The following is a 15837-nucleotide window of genomic DNA, read 5'->3' on the forward strand; positions in this document are numbered from 1 at the left end:
TATTGTGGGCCGCATGACAAGGACCGAGCCGGGCAGGCGTGAGCGCAAGAAGGCGGCGACCCGCCAGGCCCTGTCGGAGGCGGCGCGAACCCTGTTCCTGGAACGGGGTTTCGACAACGTCACCGTCGCGGAGATCGCGGACGCCGCGGACACGGCGGTGTCCACGCTGTTCGCGCATTTCCCCGGTGGCAAGGAGGCACTGATCCTCGGCCACGGGCGCGCCCGCGAAGAGGCGCTGGCCGCCGCGGTGCGCGACCGCGCCGAGGACGTCTCGATCTTGCAGGCGTTGCGGGACTTCCTCGCGACCCGCGGTCCGTTCGACCCGGATCCCGATCCGCTGTCACGCCGTGTCGCGGACCTCGTGGTCGCCACCCCGGCACTGCGCGCCTACGCCAGAGCACTCTGGACCGGTTGCGAGGACGCTCTCACGGAGGTCATCGCCGAGCAGTCCGGTCAGGACGATTTCTCCGTGCGGCTGCTGGCCCGCTACGTCTTGGAGATCCCGGACCTGGCCGGTGTCGAGCCCGATCCCGCCGCCGCGCTGGACGCCGCGTTCGTCTTCCTGCGGCGGGGCTGGCCGGGGTTCTGATCTCCCGGATCCTCGGTCGACCAGCTACCTCTCTTTACCGGCGGCTCGACCTCGACGTGCTGAGGATGCCGATCGGCGAGGTGACGGCCGCCGCGGGTTTCTGTCGCGACGCAGCGATCCGGACGATTCCGGGGGAGAAGATCTTCTTCCTGCAACTGGCCGACGCGCCCTCGCTGGACATGGACGTGCTGCACTGGAGCAGGCGCCACCGGCTCTTCCCCGGCCAGGGTGCGTTCGACCTGGCCGCGTTCACCGGTCACGTGCCGGCGGCGGGCTATCGAGGGCCGCCCTGGTGCGCCTCGGCTGGATGGACACGCCTTCGCGGAGCTCTCGTGTTCGTGCACACCGGAACACATCGCTCGAAGCCGGTTCACCTGTGGCAACAGGGGTCTGGTGAACGACACCGCGGACGACACGATCAGCGCGCCGGGCGGAGACGTTGCTCGCGCCCGTGCTGCCCCGCGAGCACGGCCCCGGCGAGGCGAACTTCTCGGCCGTCGCCGCGCCGGACGGATCCGCGATCTTCCTCTGTGGCAACGACGAGTGGCTTCGTTCCTACCGGGACAGCGCCTGCCGGGCCGGGTATCACCGGCATCGACCACGTCGCCTTGACACAACCCTTCGATCACTTCGATGAGGCGACGCTGTTCTCTCGTTCGGCGCTGGGCCTGCGGCCCGACGCGGTCTCGGAGTTCGCGACGCCGTTCGGATTGATGCGCAGCCGGGCCGCCGACGATCTGGATCTCCGGCTGACGTTGGACAGTGCCCTGGGCGGTTCGACTTGCCGTTCGCGGCTCTGTCGCGAGAGAACTCAATGCTGTATGAACGGGACGAGCACGGCGGCTATCGCGGATACGGGATCGTCAACACACCGGTGTACAGGACCCCGTATCAGAAACGACGGCTGAGTCTCGCACGCTGACGTTTTGTCGGTGGCCGGTTGTAGGTTCTTGTCGTGGCTACTTCCGGTGCCGAACTCTCGGCCGTTCTCGAAGAAATGACCGATCCGAATCTTTTGGAGGAGATCAATGTTCTGGTGGGTTCCTTGGACGACAAGGACTCCATGCTTGTCGCGAAGGAGATCAGTGTCGCTCTCGCGCGTCTCGAGGCAGTGCGGTTTCGTGCTTTGTCGCGGCTGAGCGAGGTGCGCGGCGGGACGCGGAGCGTGGTGCAGGAGGTGGCGATGGGCCTGTACCTTGTGGACGGTTTCGCCGGCTCTCTCGTGGCGACCGGCGTTGCGTTGACGTCGCGGTTGCCGCGGACGTTGTCGTTGATGGACAAGGGCAAGCTGAACGGATGCTCCGCCACCAAGGTGGCCGAGGCGACCGCCTGGTTGTCCAATGAGGACTCACTCGTCGCCGACGCTGCGCTGGAGTCGAGGTTGCCGGAGAAGAACAGCGAGCAGGTCCGCAAAGCCGCCACCTACGCGGCGATGAGGGCTGATCTAGCCGGTGCCGACAGGAAAGCGACCGAGCGCAGGGAAGGTCGTCGATTGTCCATGGCGCAAGGTGAGGCCGGTGTCGCTTCGATCGAGGTGGTGGACGGCCCGGTGGAGAAGGTCACCGCCGCCTACCAGCGGATCAATCGGGAGGCCCGGGCACTGCGGAAGCAGGGTGACATAAGGACGATGGATCAACTCCGGGCCGACATCGCCCTGGACCTGCTCCTGAGTGGACAAGGCGGCGTCTCCGAGCGCACCGAGGTGTTTTTGTACATGGACCTCGGCACGTACCTGGGTTTGAACCACGACCCCGTGAAGATGGCCGGGCACGGCCACATCCCCGCCTCGCTGGCAAGCCAGATCGCCGCCGGACCGAACACCGTGCTCCGGCGCATCATCACCGACCCGCTCAGCGGCCAGATCCAAGACCTGGGCAGAACCCGGTACCGCCCCGACGCGGCGACAGCCGAATTCGTCCGCGTGCGGGACAGTGAGTGCCGAAGACCCGGCTGCGCCCGGGCCGCCCATGCCTGCGAACTCGACCATTTGATTCCGTGGCAGTTCCAGGGCGAGACGAACGTGGCCGACCTGGTCACCTACTGCACTCGCGACCACCGGTTGAAAGACGAACCCGGCTGGATCTATCACCTCGAACCCGATGGCGGCTTGAAGATCACCACTCCTACCGGGCAGGTCCACACCAGCGTGCCACCGCCGTTGCATGACCCACGGCCGGAAGGACCGCCGTTCTGATTCACTGCCGCGAAACGGCGACGAGTGTGCGGGGGCCGGGTGGCGCGAATGCCGCTTGGCGGCGACGGCGGGCTGGCGATCTGGTTGGCGCTTGCCGCATGGTGTTCGCTGTCCGTCGCCCGTCGCCCGTCGCCCGTCGCCCGTCGCTCGCTGTTCGCTGTTCGCGCCGGATCTTGCCGCAGGATGGCAACGTTGTGCAGGGTTCGCTCTGGCTGATGAGATCTCATGGGCCTTTCGGACGGTTGTCCCCGACTTTCCGGTCGTTGCCGCGGAACGGCAACACCGGGCACGTGGCTGTTCCGCGTTTGGTGGCGTGATGTTGCCGTGAAATGGCGGCCACTGCGGCTGATGGCCTGTCCGAACCGTGGCCGTTCGCTGGTCGCCGCGGAAGGCGACACGGGCACCTGGCTGTCCGCGCTCGTGATGTGGTGTTGCCGCGAACCGGCGAAACCGCCTCGTTGAGCAACTTCCGCCATACGGCCGGCCATTGTCTTGGCGATCGCTGTTCGCCCTGATCGTCGCCGCATAACGGCAACGTGTATGCAGGGCTCGCTCCGGCAGCTGAGGATTCGCTCGCGCGTCCCCCCGGATTGGTGTCCGATGATTTTCGGCTGCTGAGGTCGTTGCCGCGAATTGGCAACCACCGCGGCGAGTGGCCTGTCCGAAGCTAGGCCGTTCGTCGGTCGCTGGGTCGCCTGAGGTGTTGCCGCGAAATGGCGAAGCCTCCGCCTGGCCATCAGGTCAAAGCTTGCCGCCCGCCGATCACAGGCTCACTCCCGATCGTCGCCGCGGAACGGCACCACAGCCACCCGGCTGCCCGGTACTCGCGATGTGACGTTGCCGCGAACCGGCGACACCCAGCCCAACCCCCCACTAGCCCGCCCCCGGGGCGACCCGGAACTCCACCGCCGTCCGTTCATCCGAAACCTGCCGCGAACCACCCACGACCAGGCCGCATTCGGCGCCCAAGGCCGCCAGTTCGCCGATCGTCCGTTCGCGGCCGCCGTAGCACATCAGCATGAACAGGTCCGTCGCCGTGTCGGCACCGCGTTCCCGCACCAGTTCGATCACCACGACGATGCCGTTCGGTGCGGCGGCCCGGCGGCAGGCGGTCAGGATTTCGCGGGCGTGGTCGTCATCCCAATCGTGCAGGATGTCGGACAGGAGGTAGGCGTCGGAGCCCGCGGGCAGTGGGTCGAAGAAGCTGCCGGTGACGGTGCCGGCGCGGTCACCGAGGCCCGCGTCGGCGAATCTGGCGGTGGCGGCGGCCGTCGCGGGGGCGAGGTCCAGGACGCGGCCGCGGGCCTGGGAATTCGCTCGTAGGATTGCCTCGAGGATGGTTCCATCGCCGCCGCCGACGTCGACGATGTCCTGGAAACGGCTCCAGTCGAACCGTTCGGCCACTTGCGGGGCCTCTCGTTCGATGCGCCAGGTCATCAGGTGGTCGAACGAGCGCCGCAGCTCCGGATCGGCTTCGACGTCGGACCAGAAGTCGCGCCCGTATCGTTCGGCATAGGCGGGCCTTCCGGTGGTGATCGTGCCGAGCAGCTCCACGAAAGCGAGTTCGGCGCGCCCTCCGGCGGCGTTGATGTCGAGCAGGGGCCCGACTTCGCGGATCTGGGCGCCGAGGCTTGTGGGACGGTAGTGACCGGTTTCCGCGTCGACGGTGAAGACGCCCACCGAGACCAGATGGTCGAGCAGGCATGCCAGAGGGCCGACCGCGGTCCCGGTTTCGGAAGCGAGGTGCTCGGCCGTTCCCGTTCGCTCGACCAGGCCGAGGGTCGCGGCGACGCGGATGGCCATCGGAGTGGCCAGGCCCGCCAGATCCAGTATCGAGGATTCATCCATCGTCCGAGGCTAGCCAGCGGCCCTCGAAAACCGGACCAGACGAGTCAGAACCCGATGGGCAGCCCCGCGTAGTTCTCCGCCAGCCCCGCCCGGCCCGCCTCGCTCCGCGCCAACCAGCGCAACTGCGACAGCTGCAACTGCCGGTCGAACGGATCACCCGATTGGTGCAGCATCGTCGTCATCCACCACGAGAAATGCGTACACCGCCAAACCCGGCGCAGTGCGGCGTCGGAGTAGGCGTCGGCGAGCGCGGAGTTCTTGTCCCGCACCAAAGCGGCCAACGCGGGGGCGAGGAGTGCGACGTCGGCGACGGCGAGGTTGAGGCCTTTGGCGCCGGTCGGCGGCACGATATGGGCGGCGTCGCCGGCGAGGAACAGTCGGCCGTGCCGCATCGGTTGTTGCACGAAACTGCGCATGGGCAGCACGCTCTTGTCGGTGATCGGCCCGGGGGTGAGCGTCCAGCCGTCCTGGCCGTGGCCGAGGCGGGCCGCGAGCGCTTCCCAGATCCGCTCGTCGGACCACATGCCGATGTCGGTGCCGTTGGGCACCTGGAGATACAGCCTGCTGACAGTGGCCGAACGCATCGAATGCATGGCGAACCCGTCGGGATGCCAGGCGTAGATGAGCTCGTCGGTCGACGGGGCGACGTCGGCGAGGACACCGAGCCACGAGTACGGGTAGGTGCGCTCCCAGGTCTGCTTCGCGGCGTCGGGAATCGCGGTGCGGCAGGGCCCGAAGGAACCGTCGCAGCCGACAACGACGTCGGCGTCCAGTCGCTGAGGCGTGCCGTCAAGGGCTGCGAAGGTGACGTAGGGCTTGTCGGTCTCGATGTCGTGTACGGCGGTGTCGCTGACCTCGTAGTGGATCTGCTGTCCTGCCGCCGCTCGCGCCTTGCCGAGATCCTTGGTCACCTCGGTCTGGCCGTACACGGTCACGCTCCGCCCGACCAGGTCGACGAAGTCGAGATGGTGCCGCTCCTCCGGCCATTGCAAGTAGATGCCGCGATGCTCGTCGCCCTCGCGGTCGAGCCGGTCGGCGAGCCCGGCCGCACGCAGGAGGTCCACTGTGGACTGTTCGAGGATGCCCGCCCGGATCCGCGCCTCCACGTACTCGCGCGAGCGGGTCTCCACGATCACCGATTCGATGCCCGCCAGATCGAGCAGATGTGACAGGAGCAGTCCGGCCGGGCCGGCACCGACGATGGCGATTGGGGTTCGCATGACCGGAGTCTGGTCGCGCGGCAGGCGAACTCCTAGCGTTCGCTTCCACTCAGTGAAACTCGCAGGCTCCGGCCGATTCCGGCGGCCGCCACCTGGAGCGCGGAGACCAGCCGGGCCTTGCCACGACTCAGATCCGGGACGACCAGGCCGAGTGCCGCGACGACCTCGCCGCCGTCGGACGGCCGGATCGGGACGGCGACCGAACAGGCGCCCTGGCTCATCTCCTCGACGGTCTGCGCGTAACCCTCGCGGCGGACGCGCCGTAACTGCTCACGCAGCCGTCCGGGCTGCGTGACGGTGTATGGGGTGACGCGGGTCAGCGAGGCGAGCACCTGCCGCTGGACGTCCTCCGGAGCCCAGGCCAGCAGGACCTTCCCGACCCCGGTGGCGTGCAGCGGCAGCCGTCCGCCGATCCGGCTGACCACCGGCACGGACGCGTTCCCGGAAAGCCGGTCGAGGTAGAGCACCTGGCCGCCGTCTCGCTCGCCGAGGTGCACGGTGGCACCGGTCGCGCCGTAGAGATCTTGCAGGAAAGGCGCGGCCACCTGGCGCAGTTCGAACTGGACGGGGGCGAGGAGACCGAGGTCCCAAAGCAGCCTGCCGACGGCGTAGCGATCCTCGCGTCGCTCCAGCGCGCCCAGACCCACGAGTTCGCGGGCGAGCCGGTGCGCGGTGGGCAACGGCAGGACGGCGCGGTTCGCGAGTTCGGTCAGTGACAGCTCACGGTGATCGACGTCGAACGCGCCGAGCAGCGCGAACGCCCGCGAAGTGACGCTGGCGCCCGGCGTGGAGAGGTTCCCGGCCATCCGGTCATTCTCTCACTGAGTGGAATCAAGGCCCACCTCGGCGATCTTGCCTGCGTAGGCTGGACAGGGTGCGTGAGACGAACTGGGCGGGAAATCAGACCTTCACCGCGGAACGGATCCTGCGCCCGCGCACGGTCGAACAGGTCCAGGAGGCCGTCGCCGGAGCGATCGCGGTCAAGGCGCTCGGCAGCAGGCACTGCTTCAACGACATCGCGGACTGTCCGGATGGTGTCCAGCTCGACCTGACCGCGCTCGACACCGAGGCCGTACTCGACGCGGAATCCGCGACGATCTCGGTGCCTGCGGCCACCCGTTATGGCGACGTCGCCGTTCAGGCGCACGCGGCCGGGTTCGCGCTGGTCAACCTCGCTTCGCTGCCGCATTGCACGGTGGCGGGCACCGTCGCGACGGCGACCCACGGCTCCGGGTGGCGCAACCAGAGTCTCGCGTCGGCCGTGTCCGGCCTGGACCTGGTCACCGCCGACGGCGAACTGAAGACGTATTCGCACCATGACGGCGTGGTCGTCGGCCTCGGCGCGCTGGGCGTGGTGACCCGGCTGACGCTGGACCTGGTGCCGTCCTTCGAACTCCGCCAGGACGTCTTCGACGGCCTGCCCTGGGAGTCGGCGTACGAGCACTTCGAAGAGATCCAGGACGCGGGGTACAGCGTCAGCATGTTCACGAACTGGGCTCGCGACGAGATCGACCAGGTCTGGGTCAAGGGACCGGGACGGCCGGGCGCGGACTTCTTCGGCGCGACGGCGGCCGACGGGCCGAGGCATCCGGCGCACGCGGCGGGGATCCCGGCGGACAACTGCACACGGCAACTCGGGGTGCCGGGGCCGTGGCACGAACGGATCCCGCATTTCCGCCTGGACTTCACGCCCAGCATCGGGAACGAACTGCAGACCGAGTACTTCGTGCCCGTCCGGCACGCCGTCGCCGCGATGGAGGCGCTGCGCGGCATCGCGCACCGGCTGGCACCCGTCCTGCTCACCTCCGAGATCCGCACGGTGGCGGGGGACGAGCTGTGGCTCAGCCCGTTCCACGGTGGCGACCGGCTGGCACTGCACTTCACGTGGCAGCCGGACGGGGAAGCGGTCCGCGCGCTGCTTCCCGTCATGGAAGAGCGCTTGGCGCCTTTCGGCGTCCGGTCACACTGGGGGAAGCTCTTCCAGCGGACGGGGGACTACCCGAGGCTGGCCGATTTCCGGGCGCTGGCCGCCGAACTGGATCCGGACGGCAAGTTCCGGAGTCCGTTCGTCCGGCGGCAGGTGTTCGGGGAGCGTTAGTCCGATCGCGACCACGCGGCGACGGGCGTTGAGAGGTACACGCCGACGTCGCCCGGTCGCAGATCGCCGTCGTAGGGCTCCTCGGGACATTTCACCGCGAAAGGCAGGCGTCGACTGATATCCTGACGGCGGTTGCTTGCGCACGGGACGATCCCCGGTGGCTGCACACTGAGCCGCACGTTCTCCCCGAGGAGCTCCCTTGTCTCTTCCGCTCGCCCGTCGTATGGACGGCGTCACCAGTTCCCCCGTGCGCGACCTGCTCGCGCTCACCGCCCGCCCGGGCGTGATCTCCTTCGCCGGCGGAATGCCCGCGCCGGAACTGTTCGATGTGGACGGCCTCCGCGCCGCCTTCGATCGCGCGCTCGCCGACGAGCCCGCCCGCCGTGCGTTGCAGTACTCGCCCACCGAAGGAAATCCACGCCTGCGGGAGCTGCTCGCGGCCCGGCTGGCCGGTCGCAAGCTTCCGGCCACTGTGGACGATCTGCTGATCACGACGGGTTCCCAGCAGGGTTTGCAGTTGCTGAGCACCGCGTTGCTCGATCCCGGCGCCACCGTCCTGGTGGAAGAACCGGTGTACCTGTCCGCGCTCCAGTGCTTCCAGCTCGCGGAGGCACGCATCGTGCCCGTTCCCGGCGACTCGGAAGGGATCGATCCGGCCGCGCTGGACGAGATCGCGGCCAGGGAACGGCCTTCGCTGCTGTACCTCGTCCCGACGTTCTCGAATCCGTCCGGTCGCACGGTCGGCCCCGCCCGGCGCCGCGCGCTGGCGGAAGTGATCGCGCGGCACGGGTTCTGGCTCGTCGAGGACGACCCGTACCACGAGCTGCGGTATCGCGGTGAACGCGAGGAACCGCTGTCCGCCCGCCCGGAACTCGCCGAGCGCGCGATCTACCTCGGCAGTTTCTCGAAGGTGATCGCCCCGGGAATGCGGCTGGGCTGGCTCCGTGCGCCGAGGGAACTTCTGCGCCGGGTCGCGATTCTCAAGCAGGCGAGCGATCTGCACACCTCGACCATCGACCAGGCGGCCGCGGCCGGATATCTGGCCACCGCCGATCTCGACGCGCACGTGCGGAGGCTGTGCGAGACCTACCGCGTGCGCCGCGACGCCATGCTGGCCGAACTGCCCGCAATCACTCCGCCCGGAACGACCTGGACCGATCCGGACGGCGGAATGTTCGTCTGGGTCACCCTTCCCGATGGCATCGACACCGATCTGCTGCTTCCCGAGGCGTTGCGCCACGACGTCGCCTACGTGCCCGGCTCGGCGTTCCAGGTGGGGGAGCCGGACCGGTCGGCGTTGCGGCTCTCGTTCGCCGCCCACGCGCCCGAGAAGATCGCGGAAGGGCTTCGGCGGCTCGGTAAGGCGCTGGCCTCGTGAGGGGTAGGGCGCCCGCGACACGCCAGTGAACGCGACGGCCCGCCGGGCTGGCGCAGCGATTCGGGATCCGAGCAGTTCCTGCACCTCCAGCACGACGGTCGCCTGCGTGATCTCTCGTCACTGAGCGGCTTCGTCAGCCGTCTGGGCGCGGAAGGTACGGCGGTAGCTGTCAGGCGGGACGCCGACCGTCCGATTGAAATGCCGTCGCAGTGTCGTGGCGGTACCCATCCCGGTGGCCTCCGCGATGAGGTCGACGCTGTCGTCGGTGCGCTCCAGGAGTTCCTGCGCGCGGCGGATGCGCTGGATCAGCAGCCAGCGCAACGGGGTCGTCCCGGTCGCGGACCGGAAATGCCGGGCAAGGTTGCGCGAACTCATGGCGGCGTGCCGCGCTAGATCCTCCACGGTCAGCGGCTGGTCCAGGCGTTCGGTCACCCAGGGGAGCAGGCCGCCGAGCGGATGGTCGTCCTGTTCGGGCACCGGCGCGGTGACGAACTGGGCCTGCCCGCCCGCGCGGTGCGGCGGGACGACCAGGCGGCGCGCGACGGTGTTCGCGACCGCCGAGCCGTGGTCGGAGCGGACCAGATGCAGGCACAGGTCCATCGCGGCGGCCTTGCCCGCCGAAGTGAGCACGGTGCCGTTGTCGACGTAGAGGACGTCCGGATCGACCTCCACCAGGGGATGACGAGCGGCGAGCAGGTCGGTGTGCGCCCAGTGGGTCGTCGCGCGGCGGCCGTCGAGGAGACCGGCGGCGGCCAGCACGAACGCGCCCGTGCAGAGGGACGCGACCCGCGCACCCGCTTCGTGGGCGGCACTTCCTGGCGGCGCTGGCTCCCCACGTCACCGTCACCGGGTGACCCCCGTCCGCCGGCCGGGGTGCGGCAGCCTCGCGCTGCCCCTGATCGTGCCGGCCCGTTGTCCTGTCCCGTGTTTCGTGAGAAGTGTCCCGAATCACCGGTGTCGGTCCCTCGCTTTGTCCTGATTCGCCAGCTAGCTTAGGCAAGGCTAAGTAAATGGACGTGGGGTGGTTGTGGCGTGGAAGGGATCGAGGGCAAGGTCGCGCTCGTCACCGGAGGCGCGCGCGGGATCGGGGCGGCCGTCGTGGACGGACTCGCCGCGGCAGGCGCGATCGTGGCGGCGGTGGATCTGACGGAAGTGCCTTCCCGGCACGGGGTGACCTCGTTCGTCGCGGACGTCGGGGATCCCGCCGCCGTGGCGCGGGTGGTCGACGAGGTCGAACGCGAACTCGGACCGATCGGGATCGGGACTTCCGTCGCGGGGGTGCTGAAGCCGGGGTCCGTCTGCGAGACGAGCGACGAGGACTGGGCGGCGACCTTCGCGGTCAACTCCACCGGTGTCTTCACCGTGCTCCGTGAGATCTCCCGCCGGATGCTGCCCCGCCGGAGTGGCGTGCTGGTGACGGTGGGGTCCAACGCCGCGGGTGTCCCGAGGACCGGGATGGCCGCGTACGCCGCGTCGAAGGCCGCCGCGACGATGCTGACCCGCTGTCTCGGCCTCGAACTGGCGGGCTCCGGCATCCGCTGCAACATCGTCTCGCCCGGTTCGACCGACACCGATATGCAGCGTCTACTGTGGACGGACGAAAACGGCGCGGACCTTGTCATTGCGGGAAATTCGGAGCAATACCGTGTCGGCATACCACTGGGCCGGATAGCCGAACCTGCCGACATCGCCGACGCAGTACTGTTTTTGGCCTCCGATCGTGCGCGGCACATCACCATGCAGAACCTCTATGTCGACGGCGGCGCCACGCTCCGCGCGTGATCTCGATGAGGCAACGAAGACTTTTCGGCTTCGTATTATTAGGTTAGGCTTACCGAAAAGGCGTGTTCGGCGCGTCCGGGGGGCCGTGTTCCGTGCCGGGACCTGCCTGATCAGTGGTATTTGCGAAAGGGAATCCTGTCGTGTCCTCACCCGCACCGGCTCGACCGAGGCCGGTCCACCAGGCGGCCGATCTGCTGGCGGCGTACCTGCCCGGATCGTTCTACTACTCGTCGGCTCGAGGATCGCTGCTCGCCGACGGTGTGTACTCCCCGGTGCACGCGGCGCCGGGCGAGCGGGCCCGTGCCGCGGCCGAGGTTCTCGACGCGGCCCTCGTGGCGGGAGTGACCGAGCCCGTGGTGGCCGGGGCGATCGGATTCCGGCCGGATGCCCCGAGCAGCCTGGTGGTCCCCGCCGTGGTGCGCCGGGCGGGCGCGCCGGGCGCCGTTATGCCGGTGGCCCCGTTCGGTGGCGGGAACTGGTCGGTGTCGCCGCGGCCCGCGCCCGAGGTCTACACCACTGCCGTCACCAGGGCGCTGGCCGAGATCCGCGACGGCGACCTGCGCAAGATCGTGCTGGCCCGCTGCCTCGACGTCACCGGTGGCGACCCCATCGCCGTGCCGCGGCTGCTGGCCCGTCTCGTCCACGCCGACCCGGCGGCCCACGCCTTCGCCGTCGACGTCAGCGCGCCGGGGGATCCCGCGCCGCGCACGCTCATCGGCGCGAGCCCGGAGCTGCTGGTCTCCCGCCGCGGCCGGATCGTCACGGCCAACCCACTGGCCGGGTCGCGTCCGCGCGTCACCGACGAAGCCGAAAACGCCCGCCGTATCAGCGATCTGCTGGCGTCCGGAAAAGACCGTGCCGAACACGCCCACGTCGCCGCGCAGGTGGCCGAGGTGCTCGGCCGGTTCTGTGTGGACCTCGATGTCGCGGGCGAACCCGAGGTGATCGGCACCCCCACGATGTGGCACCTCTCGACCCGGATCAGCGGACGGCTCGCCGACGCGGGCGACGCCGGTTCGTCCGCGCTCGCGCTGGCCGAAGCACTGCATCCGACGCCCGCCGTCTGCGGCGTCCCGACCGGCCTCGCCCGCGACACCATCGCGGCGCTCGAACCCGAGGATCGCGGCTATTACGCGGGTCTCGTCGGCTGGACCGATCAGGACGGTGACGGCGAATGGGTCGTCACCATCCGCTGCGCCGAGGTCCGCGACCGGACCGTGCGGCTGTTCGCGGGCGCGGGCGTGGTGGCGGGTTCCGACCCGGAAGCCGAACTCGCCGAGACCGGCGCGAAGTTCGGCACCATGCTGCGGGCACTCGGCCTGGAGGGCGTCGCGTGAACCCGGACCATGTGCCATGGCCGCCGGAGACCGCCGCGCGCTACCGGGCTTCGGGACACTGGCGGGGTCAGACCTTCGGTGCGCTGCTGACCAGGCTCGCCGAGGCCTACGCCGAACGTCTCGCCGTGATCGGCGAGTCCGCCCGCTGGACCTTCGCCGAACTCGACGAGCGGGCGCACCGGCTCGCCGCCGGGTTCGCCGGAGCCGGGATCCAGGCGGGCGACCGGGTCGTCGTGCAACTGCCGAACGTACCGGAGTTCGCGTCCGTCGTGTTCGGACTCTGGCGGGCGGGCGCGCTGCCCGTGTTCGCGCTGCCCGCGCACCGGGCCAGCGAACTGCGGCACTTCGCCGCGCAGTGCGAGGCCGCGGCGATCGTGACAGTCGGCGAACACGAACGCTTCGACCACGCGGCCATGGCACGTTCGGTCGCGGCCGAAATCCCGTCGGTACGGGAGGTTTTCGTCGTCGGCACCGAGGAGTTCGCCGCGCTCGAGGCGGCCAAGCCGCGCGCGCTGCCCGACCCGGATCCCGCCGGTGTCGCGTTCCTCCAGCTTTCCGGCGGCAGCACCGGACTCCCCAAGCTGATCCCGCGCACGCACGACGACTACCTCTACAGCGTCCGCGAAAGCGCCCGGATCTGCGGCCTGCGCCCGGAAAGCGTGTACCTGGCCGCGCTGCCCGCCGCGCACAACTTCCCGCTCAGCTCACCCGGCCTGCTCGGGGCACTGCACGCGGGCGCCGCCACGGTGTTCGCGCCGCGCCCGGACGCCGACACCGCGTTCCGCCTGATCGAGGCCGAGGGCGTGACGATCACCGGGCTCGTGCCGCCGCTGGCCGCCGCGTGGGCACAGGCGGCCGCGAGGACCACCCGTGATCTGTCCTCTTTGGACGTCCTGCTGGTCGGCGGCGCCAAATGCGCCCGTGAGCTGGCCGAGAAGATCGGGCCCGCGCTGGGCTGCCGCCTGCAGCAGGTGTTCGGGATGGCCGAGGGCCTGGTCTGCTACACCCGGCTCGACGATCCGGACGAATACGTCCTCGCCACGCAGGGACGGCCGATCTCGCCGGACGACGAGATCCGCGTGGTGAACCCGGACGACCCACTGTCTACTTCGGACGACGTCGTCGCGCCAGGGGAGGTCGGCGCGCTGCTGACCCGGGGGCCGTACACGATCCGCGGCTACTACCGGGCCGCGGAGCACAACAAGACGGCGTTCACCGAAGACGGTTTCTACCGCACCGGTGACCTGGTCCGGCAGCATCCGTCCGGGCATCTCGAAGTGGTCGGCAGGGCCAAGGAACAGATCAACCGCGGCGGCGAAAAAGTGGCCGCGGAAGAGGTCGAGAACCACCTGATGGCCCACCCCGGTGTCCTCGACGCCGCCGTCGTCGCGGTGCCGGACCCGTACCTGGGCGAGCGCACCTGCGCCTACGTCGTCCCCGCGGCCGGGGCCGAACCGGGCGCGGCGGAGCTGCGCCGGTTCGTGCGCGAGCGCGGGGTGGCGGCGTTCAAGGTGCCCGATCTGGTCCAGGTGGTGCCGGAGTTCCCGGTGACCGGGGTCGGCAAGACCAGCAAACGCGAGCTGCGGGCGGCGCTGGCCGCCCTGGCGAAGGAGGGATGAAAGTCGTGTCACTGCCCAAGATCCGGCCCTACTCGCTGCCGACGGAGGCCGAGTTGCCCGCCGGACGGGTCGGCTGGAAACCCGACTCCGCCCGTGCCGCGCTGCTGGTGCACGACGCGCAGCGGTACTTCCTCGCGCCGTACGAAGGATCCCCGGTCCCGGAGATGGTCGCGAACATCGCCGCGCTCGCCGGAGCCGCTCGCGCGGCCGGGGTCCCGGTGTTCTACACCGCGCAGCCCGGCCACCAGGCCGCCGAGGACCGTGGCCTGCTCACCGAGTTCTGGGGCGACGGCATCGGCGCGGTCATCGACGACGACCCGAGTGCCGCCGACGTCGTCGACGAACTCGCCCCCCAGCCCGGCGACACCGTGCTGACGAAGTGGCGCTACAGCGCGTTCCAGCGCAGCACGTTCACCGAGCAGCTCGCCGAAGCGGGCCGCGATCAGCTGCTGATCACCGGCGTCTACGCCCACATCGGCTGCCAGGCCACCGCCGTCGAGGCGTTCATGCGTGACGTCCGGCCGTTCCTGGTCGGAGACGCGGTCGCGGACTTCTCCCGGGAACGCCACGACCAGGCCTGCGAATACGTCGCCCAGCGCTGCGGCGCCCTGACCACCACCGCCGCCGCGCTCGCCGCGCTGGCCCCGATCCACGCCGGAGTACCCCGATGAGCCTCACCGTCGAAAAGATCCACGCCGACGTCGCCGAACTACTCGGCTGCGACGTGGCCGAACTGAAGCCGGAGACCGATCTCACCGACCTCGGCCTCGATTCGATGCGGATCATGGGCCTGGTCGAGCAGTGGCGAGCGGACGGCGCGGACACCCTCGAATTCGCCGATCTCGCCGAGCAGCCGAACCTCGGCCACTGGACGAAGATCCTCACCGGGAACGCCGCGTGAGCCGCGCCGACCACCGTCACCGACACCTCGAACGCATCGCCGAGGTCCGCGGGGGCGAGCACGCGGAGAAGGTGGGCTACCCGATCCGCGTCCGGCAGGCCGAAGTCGTGCGCACCGAGATGATCGGCGCCGGACTGGTTCGCGTGACCCTCGGCGGACCTGGCACTGCCGGGTTCGAGGCGCATTCGCCCGACGAGCACGTGAAGCTGATCTTCCCGGAGTTCGACCAGGAGCCGAGGCTGCCGGAGCCGAACGGCGACATGCTGCGCTGGCCGAAGCCGTCCCCGACGACGCGGGAGTACACGGTCCGCCGGTATGACCCGGTCACCGGCGAACTCGATCTGGATTTCGCGCTGCACGAAGGTGGACTCGGTTCCGGATGGGCAGAGAAGGTGACTCCTGGAACCGCGGTGCACGTCGCGGGGCCGCCCGGCGGGCTGATCGTGCCCCACAACTACGACCGGTACCTGCTCGCCGGCGACCTCACCGCGCTGCCCGCGATCGCGCGCTGGCTGGAGGAACTGCCGCGCACCGCCGCGGGCTGGGCGTTCATCGAGGTCGCGGACGCGGGCGAGGAGATCGAGCTGTCCGCGCCCGAAGACGTCGAAGTGCACTGGCTGCACCGGGGCGACGCCGCGCCGGGCACCACCGACATGCTCGCCCGCGCGGTACAGACGATCGAGGTTCCGGCCGGCGAGCGGCTCTACGCCTGGGTCGCCGGTGAAGCCGGGCAGATCAAACCGCTGCGCCGCTGGCTCAAGAACGACCTCGGGCTCGGCAAGGCCGACCACGACGTCACCGGCTACTGGAAACTCGGCGTCGCCGACTTCGACGACGACCACGACCACTGATCCCCACCCCACTGAAATAA

Annotated in this window: 13 protein-coding genes and 1 pseudogene; 10 read left to right on the forward strand and 4 right to left on the reverse strand. The window is 69.6% G+C overall.

The window, feature by feature from the left end; all coding sequences use genetic code 11:
* The first annotated feature begins 13 nt into the window (after nucleotides 1–13).
* Complete coding sequence (locus tag BS329_RS31330) at nucleotides 14–589, forward strand: TetR/AcrR family transcriptional regulator (protein ID WP_076165241.1); 576 nt, start codon at nucleotides 14–16, stop codon at nucleotides 587–589.
* Nucleotides 590–1586: 997 nt separating this feature from the next.
* A complete protein-coding gene (locus tag BS329_RS31335) occupies nucleotides 1587–2783 on the forward strand; it encodes an HNH endonuclease signature motif containing protein (RefSeq protein ID WP_076165242.1) in 1197 nt (398 codons plus the stop codon).
* Nucleotides 2784–3656: 873 nt separating this feature from the next.
* Here the strand turns inward: BS329_RS31335 and BS329_RS31340 are convergent.
* Genes BS329_RS31340 through BS329_RS31350 form a run of 3 tightly spaced genes read right to left on the reverse strand, consistent with a single transcriptional unit; the run spans nucleotide 3657 to nucleotide 6657 of the window.
* A complete protein-coding gene (locus BS329_RS31340; RefSeq protein WP_076165244.1) occupies nucleotides 3657–4631 on the reverse strand; it encodes a methyltransferase in 975 nt (324 codons plus the stop codon).
* A 44-nt stretch (nucleotides 4632–4675) separates the two neighbouring features.
* A complete protein-coding gene (locus BS329_RS31345) occupies nucleotides 4676–5851 on the reverse strand; it encodes a 4-hydroxybenzoate 3-monooxygenase (RefSeq protein ID WP_076165246.1) in 1176 nt (391 codons plus the stop codon).
* A 32-nt stretch (nucleotides 5852–5883) separates the two neighbouring features.
* Nucleotides 5884–6657: an IclR family transcriptional regulator gene (locus BS329_RS31350; protein ID WP_076165247.1), complete on the reverse strand. Its 774-nt coding sequence runs from the start codon at nucleotides 6655–6657 to the stop codon at nucleotides 5884–5886.
* A 68-nt stretch (nucleotides 6658–6725) separates the two neighbouring features.
* On the opposite strand from BS329_RS31350, the gene BS329_RS31355 reads away from it, so the two are divergent.
* Complete coding sequence (locus BS329_RS31355; RefSeq protein ID WP_076165248.1) at nucleotides 6726–7949, forward strand: FAD-binding protein; 1224 nt, start codon at nucleotides 6726–6728, stop codon at nucleotides 7947–7949.
* A gap of 199 nt (nucleotides 7950–8148) precedes the next feature.
* The gene (locus tag BS329_RS31360) at nucleotides 8149–9327 is read left to right on the forward strand and encodes an aminotransferase-like domain-containing protein (protein ID WP_482746713.1); all 1179 of its coding nucleotides are present in this window, start codon (nucleotides 8149–8151) and stop codon (nucleotides 9325–9327) included.
* 117 nt (nucleotides 9328–9444) lie between these two features.
* Here BS329_RS31360 and BS329_RS31365 read toward each other — a convergent pair.
* Nucleotides 9445–10137, reverse strand: a pseudogene (locus tag BS329_RS31365) (helix-turn-helix domain-containing protein); the annotation flags it as partial.
* 222 nt (nucleotides 10138–10359) lie between these two features.
* Between BS329_RS31365 and dhbA the strand changes: the two are divergent.
* The 6 genes from dhbA to BS329_RS31395 all read left to right on the forward strand — a co-directional run bounded on the left by dhbA (nucleotide 10360) and on the right by BS329_RS31395 (nucleotide 15817).
* On the forward strand, nucleotides 10360–11109 hold the full coding sequence (gene dhbA / locus BS329_RS31370; RefSeq protein ID WP_076165252.1) for a 2,3-dihydro-2,3-dihydroxybenzoate dehydrogenase: 750 nt from the start codon (nucleotides 10360–10362) through the stop codon (nucleotides 11107–11109).
* A gap of 140 nt (nucleotides 11110–11249) precedes the next feature.
* The gene (locus BS329_RS31375; protein ID WP_076165254.1) at nucleotides 11250–12446 is read left to right on the forward strand and encodes an isochorismate synthase; all 1197 of its coding nucleotides are present in this window, start codon (nucleotides 11250–11252) and stop codon (nucleotides 12444–12446) included.
* A complete protein-coding gene (locus BS329_RS31380; protein WP_076165256.1) occupies nucleotides 12443–14065 on the forward strand; it encodes a (2,3-dihydroxybenzoyl)adenylate synthase in 1623 nt (540 codons plus the stop codon). Before BS329_RS31375 ends, BS329_RS31380 begins: the two co-directional genes overlap by 4 nt.
* Nucleotides 14062–14736 carry an isochorismatase family protein gene (locus tag BS329_RS31385; RefSeq protein WP_076165258.1) on the forward strand — a complete coding sequence of 225 codons (675 nt, stop codon included), beginning with the start codon at nucleotides 14062–14064 and terminating at the stop codon, nucleotides 14734–14736. The genes BS329_RS31380 and BS329_RS31385 overlap by 4 nt, the downstream gene beginning before the upstream one ends.
* Entirely contained in the window at nucleotides 14733–14966 is a 234-nt protein-coding gene (locus BS329_RS31390) for a phosphopantetheine-binding protein (protein ID WP_076165261.1), read from the forward strand. The genes BS329_RS31385 and BS329_RS31390 overlap by 4 nt, the downstream gene beginning before the upstream one ends.
* Entirely contained in the window at nucleotides 14963–15817 is an 855-nt protein-coding gene (locus BS329_RS31395; protein ID WP_076165263.1) for a siderophore-interacting protein, read from the forward strand. The genes BS329_RS31390 and BS329_RS31395 overlap by 4 nt, the downstream gene beginning before the upstream one ends.
* Nucleotides 15818–15837: the final 20 nt, after the last annotated feature.

It is taken from the genome of Amycolatopsis coloradensis, assembly GCF_001953865.1.
Lineage (GTDB): Bacteria > Actinomycetota > Actinomycetes > Mycobacteriales > Pseudonocardiaceae > Amycolatopsis > Amycolatopsis coloradensis.

Bases quoted from the DNA above. Each gene is read 5' to 3' on its own strand.
- BS329_RS31345 (WP_076165246.1), bottom strand. From the start codon at position 5,851: ATGCGAACCCCAATCGCCATCGTCGGTGCCGGCCCGGCCGGACTGCTC.
- BS329_RS31350 (WP_076165247.1), bottom strand. From the start codon at position 6,657: ATGGCCGGGAACCTCTCCACGCCGGGCGCCAGCGTCACTTCGCGGGCG.
- BS329_RS31390 (WP_076165261.1), top strand. From the start codon at position 14,733: ATGAGCCTCACCGTCGAAAAGATCCACGCCGACGTCGCCGAACTACTC.
- BS329_RS31330 (WP_076165241.1), top strand. From the start codon at position 14: ATGACAAGGACCGAGCCGGGCAGGCGTGAGCGCAAGAAGGCGGCGACC.
- BS329_RS31335 (WP_076165242.1), top strand. From the start codon at position 1,587: ATGACCGATCCGAATCTTTTGGAGGAGATCAATGTTCTGGTGGGTTCC.
- BS329_RS31340 (WP_076165244.1), bottom strand. From the start codon at position 4,631: ATGGATGAATCCTCGATACTGGATCTGGCGGGCCTGGCCACTCCGATG.
- BS329_RS31385 (WP_076165258.1), top strand. From the start codon at position 14,062: ATGAAAGTCGTGTCACTGCCCAAGATCCGGCCCTACTCGCTGCCGACG.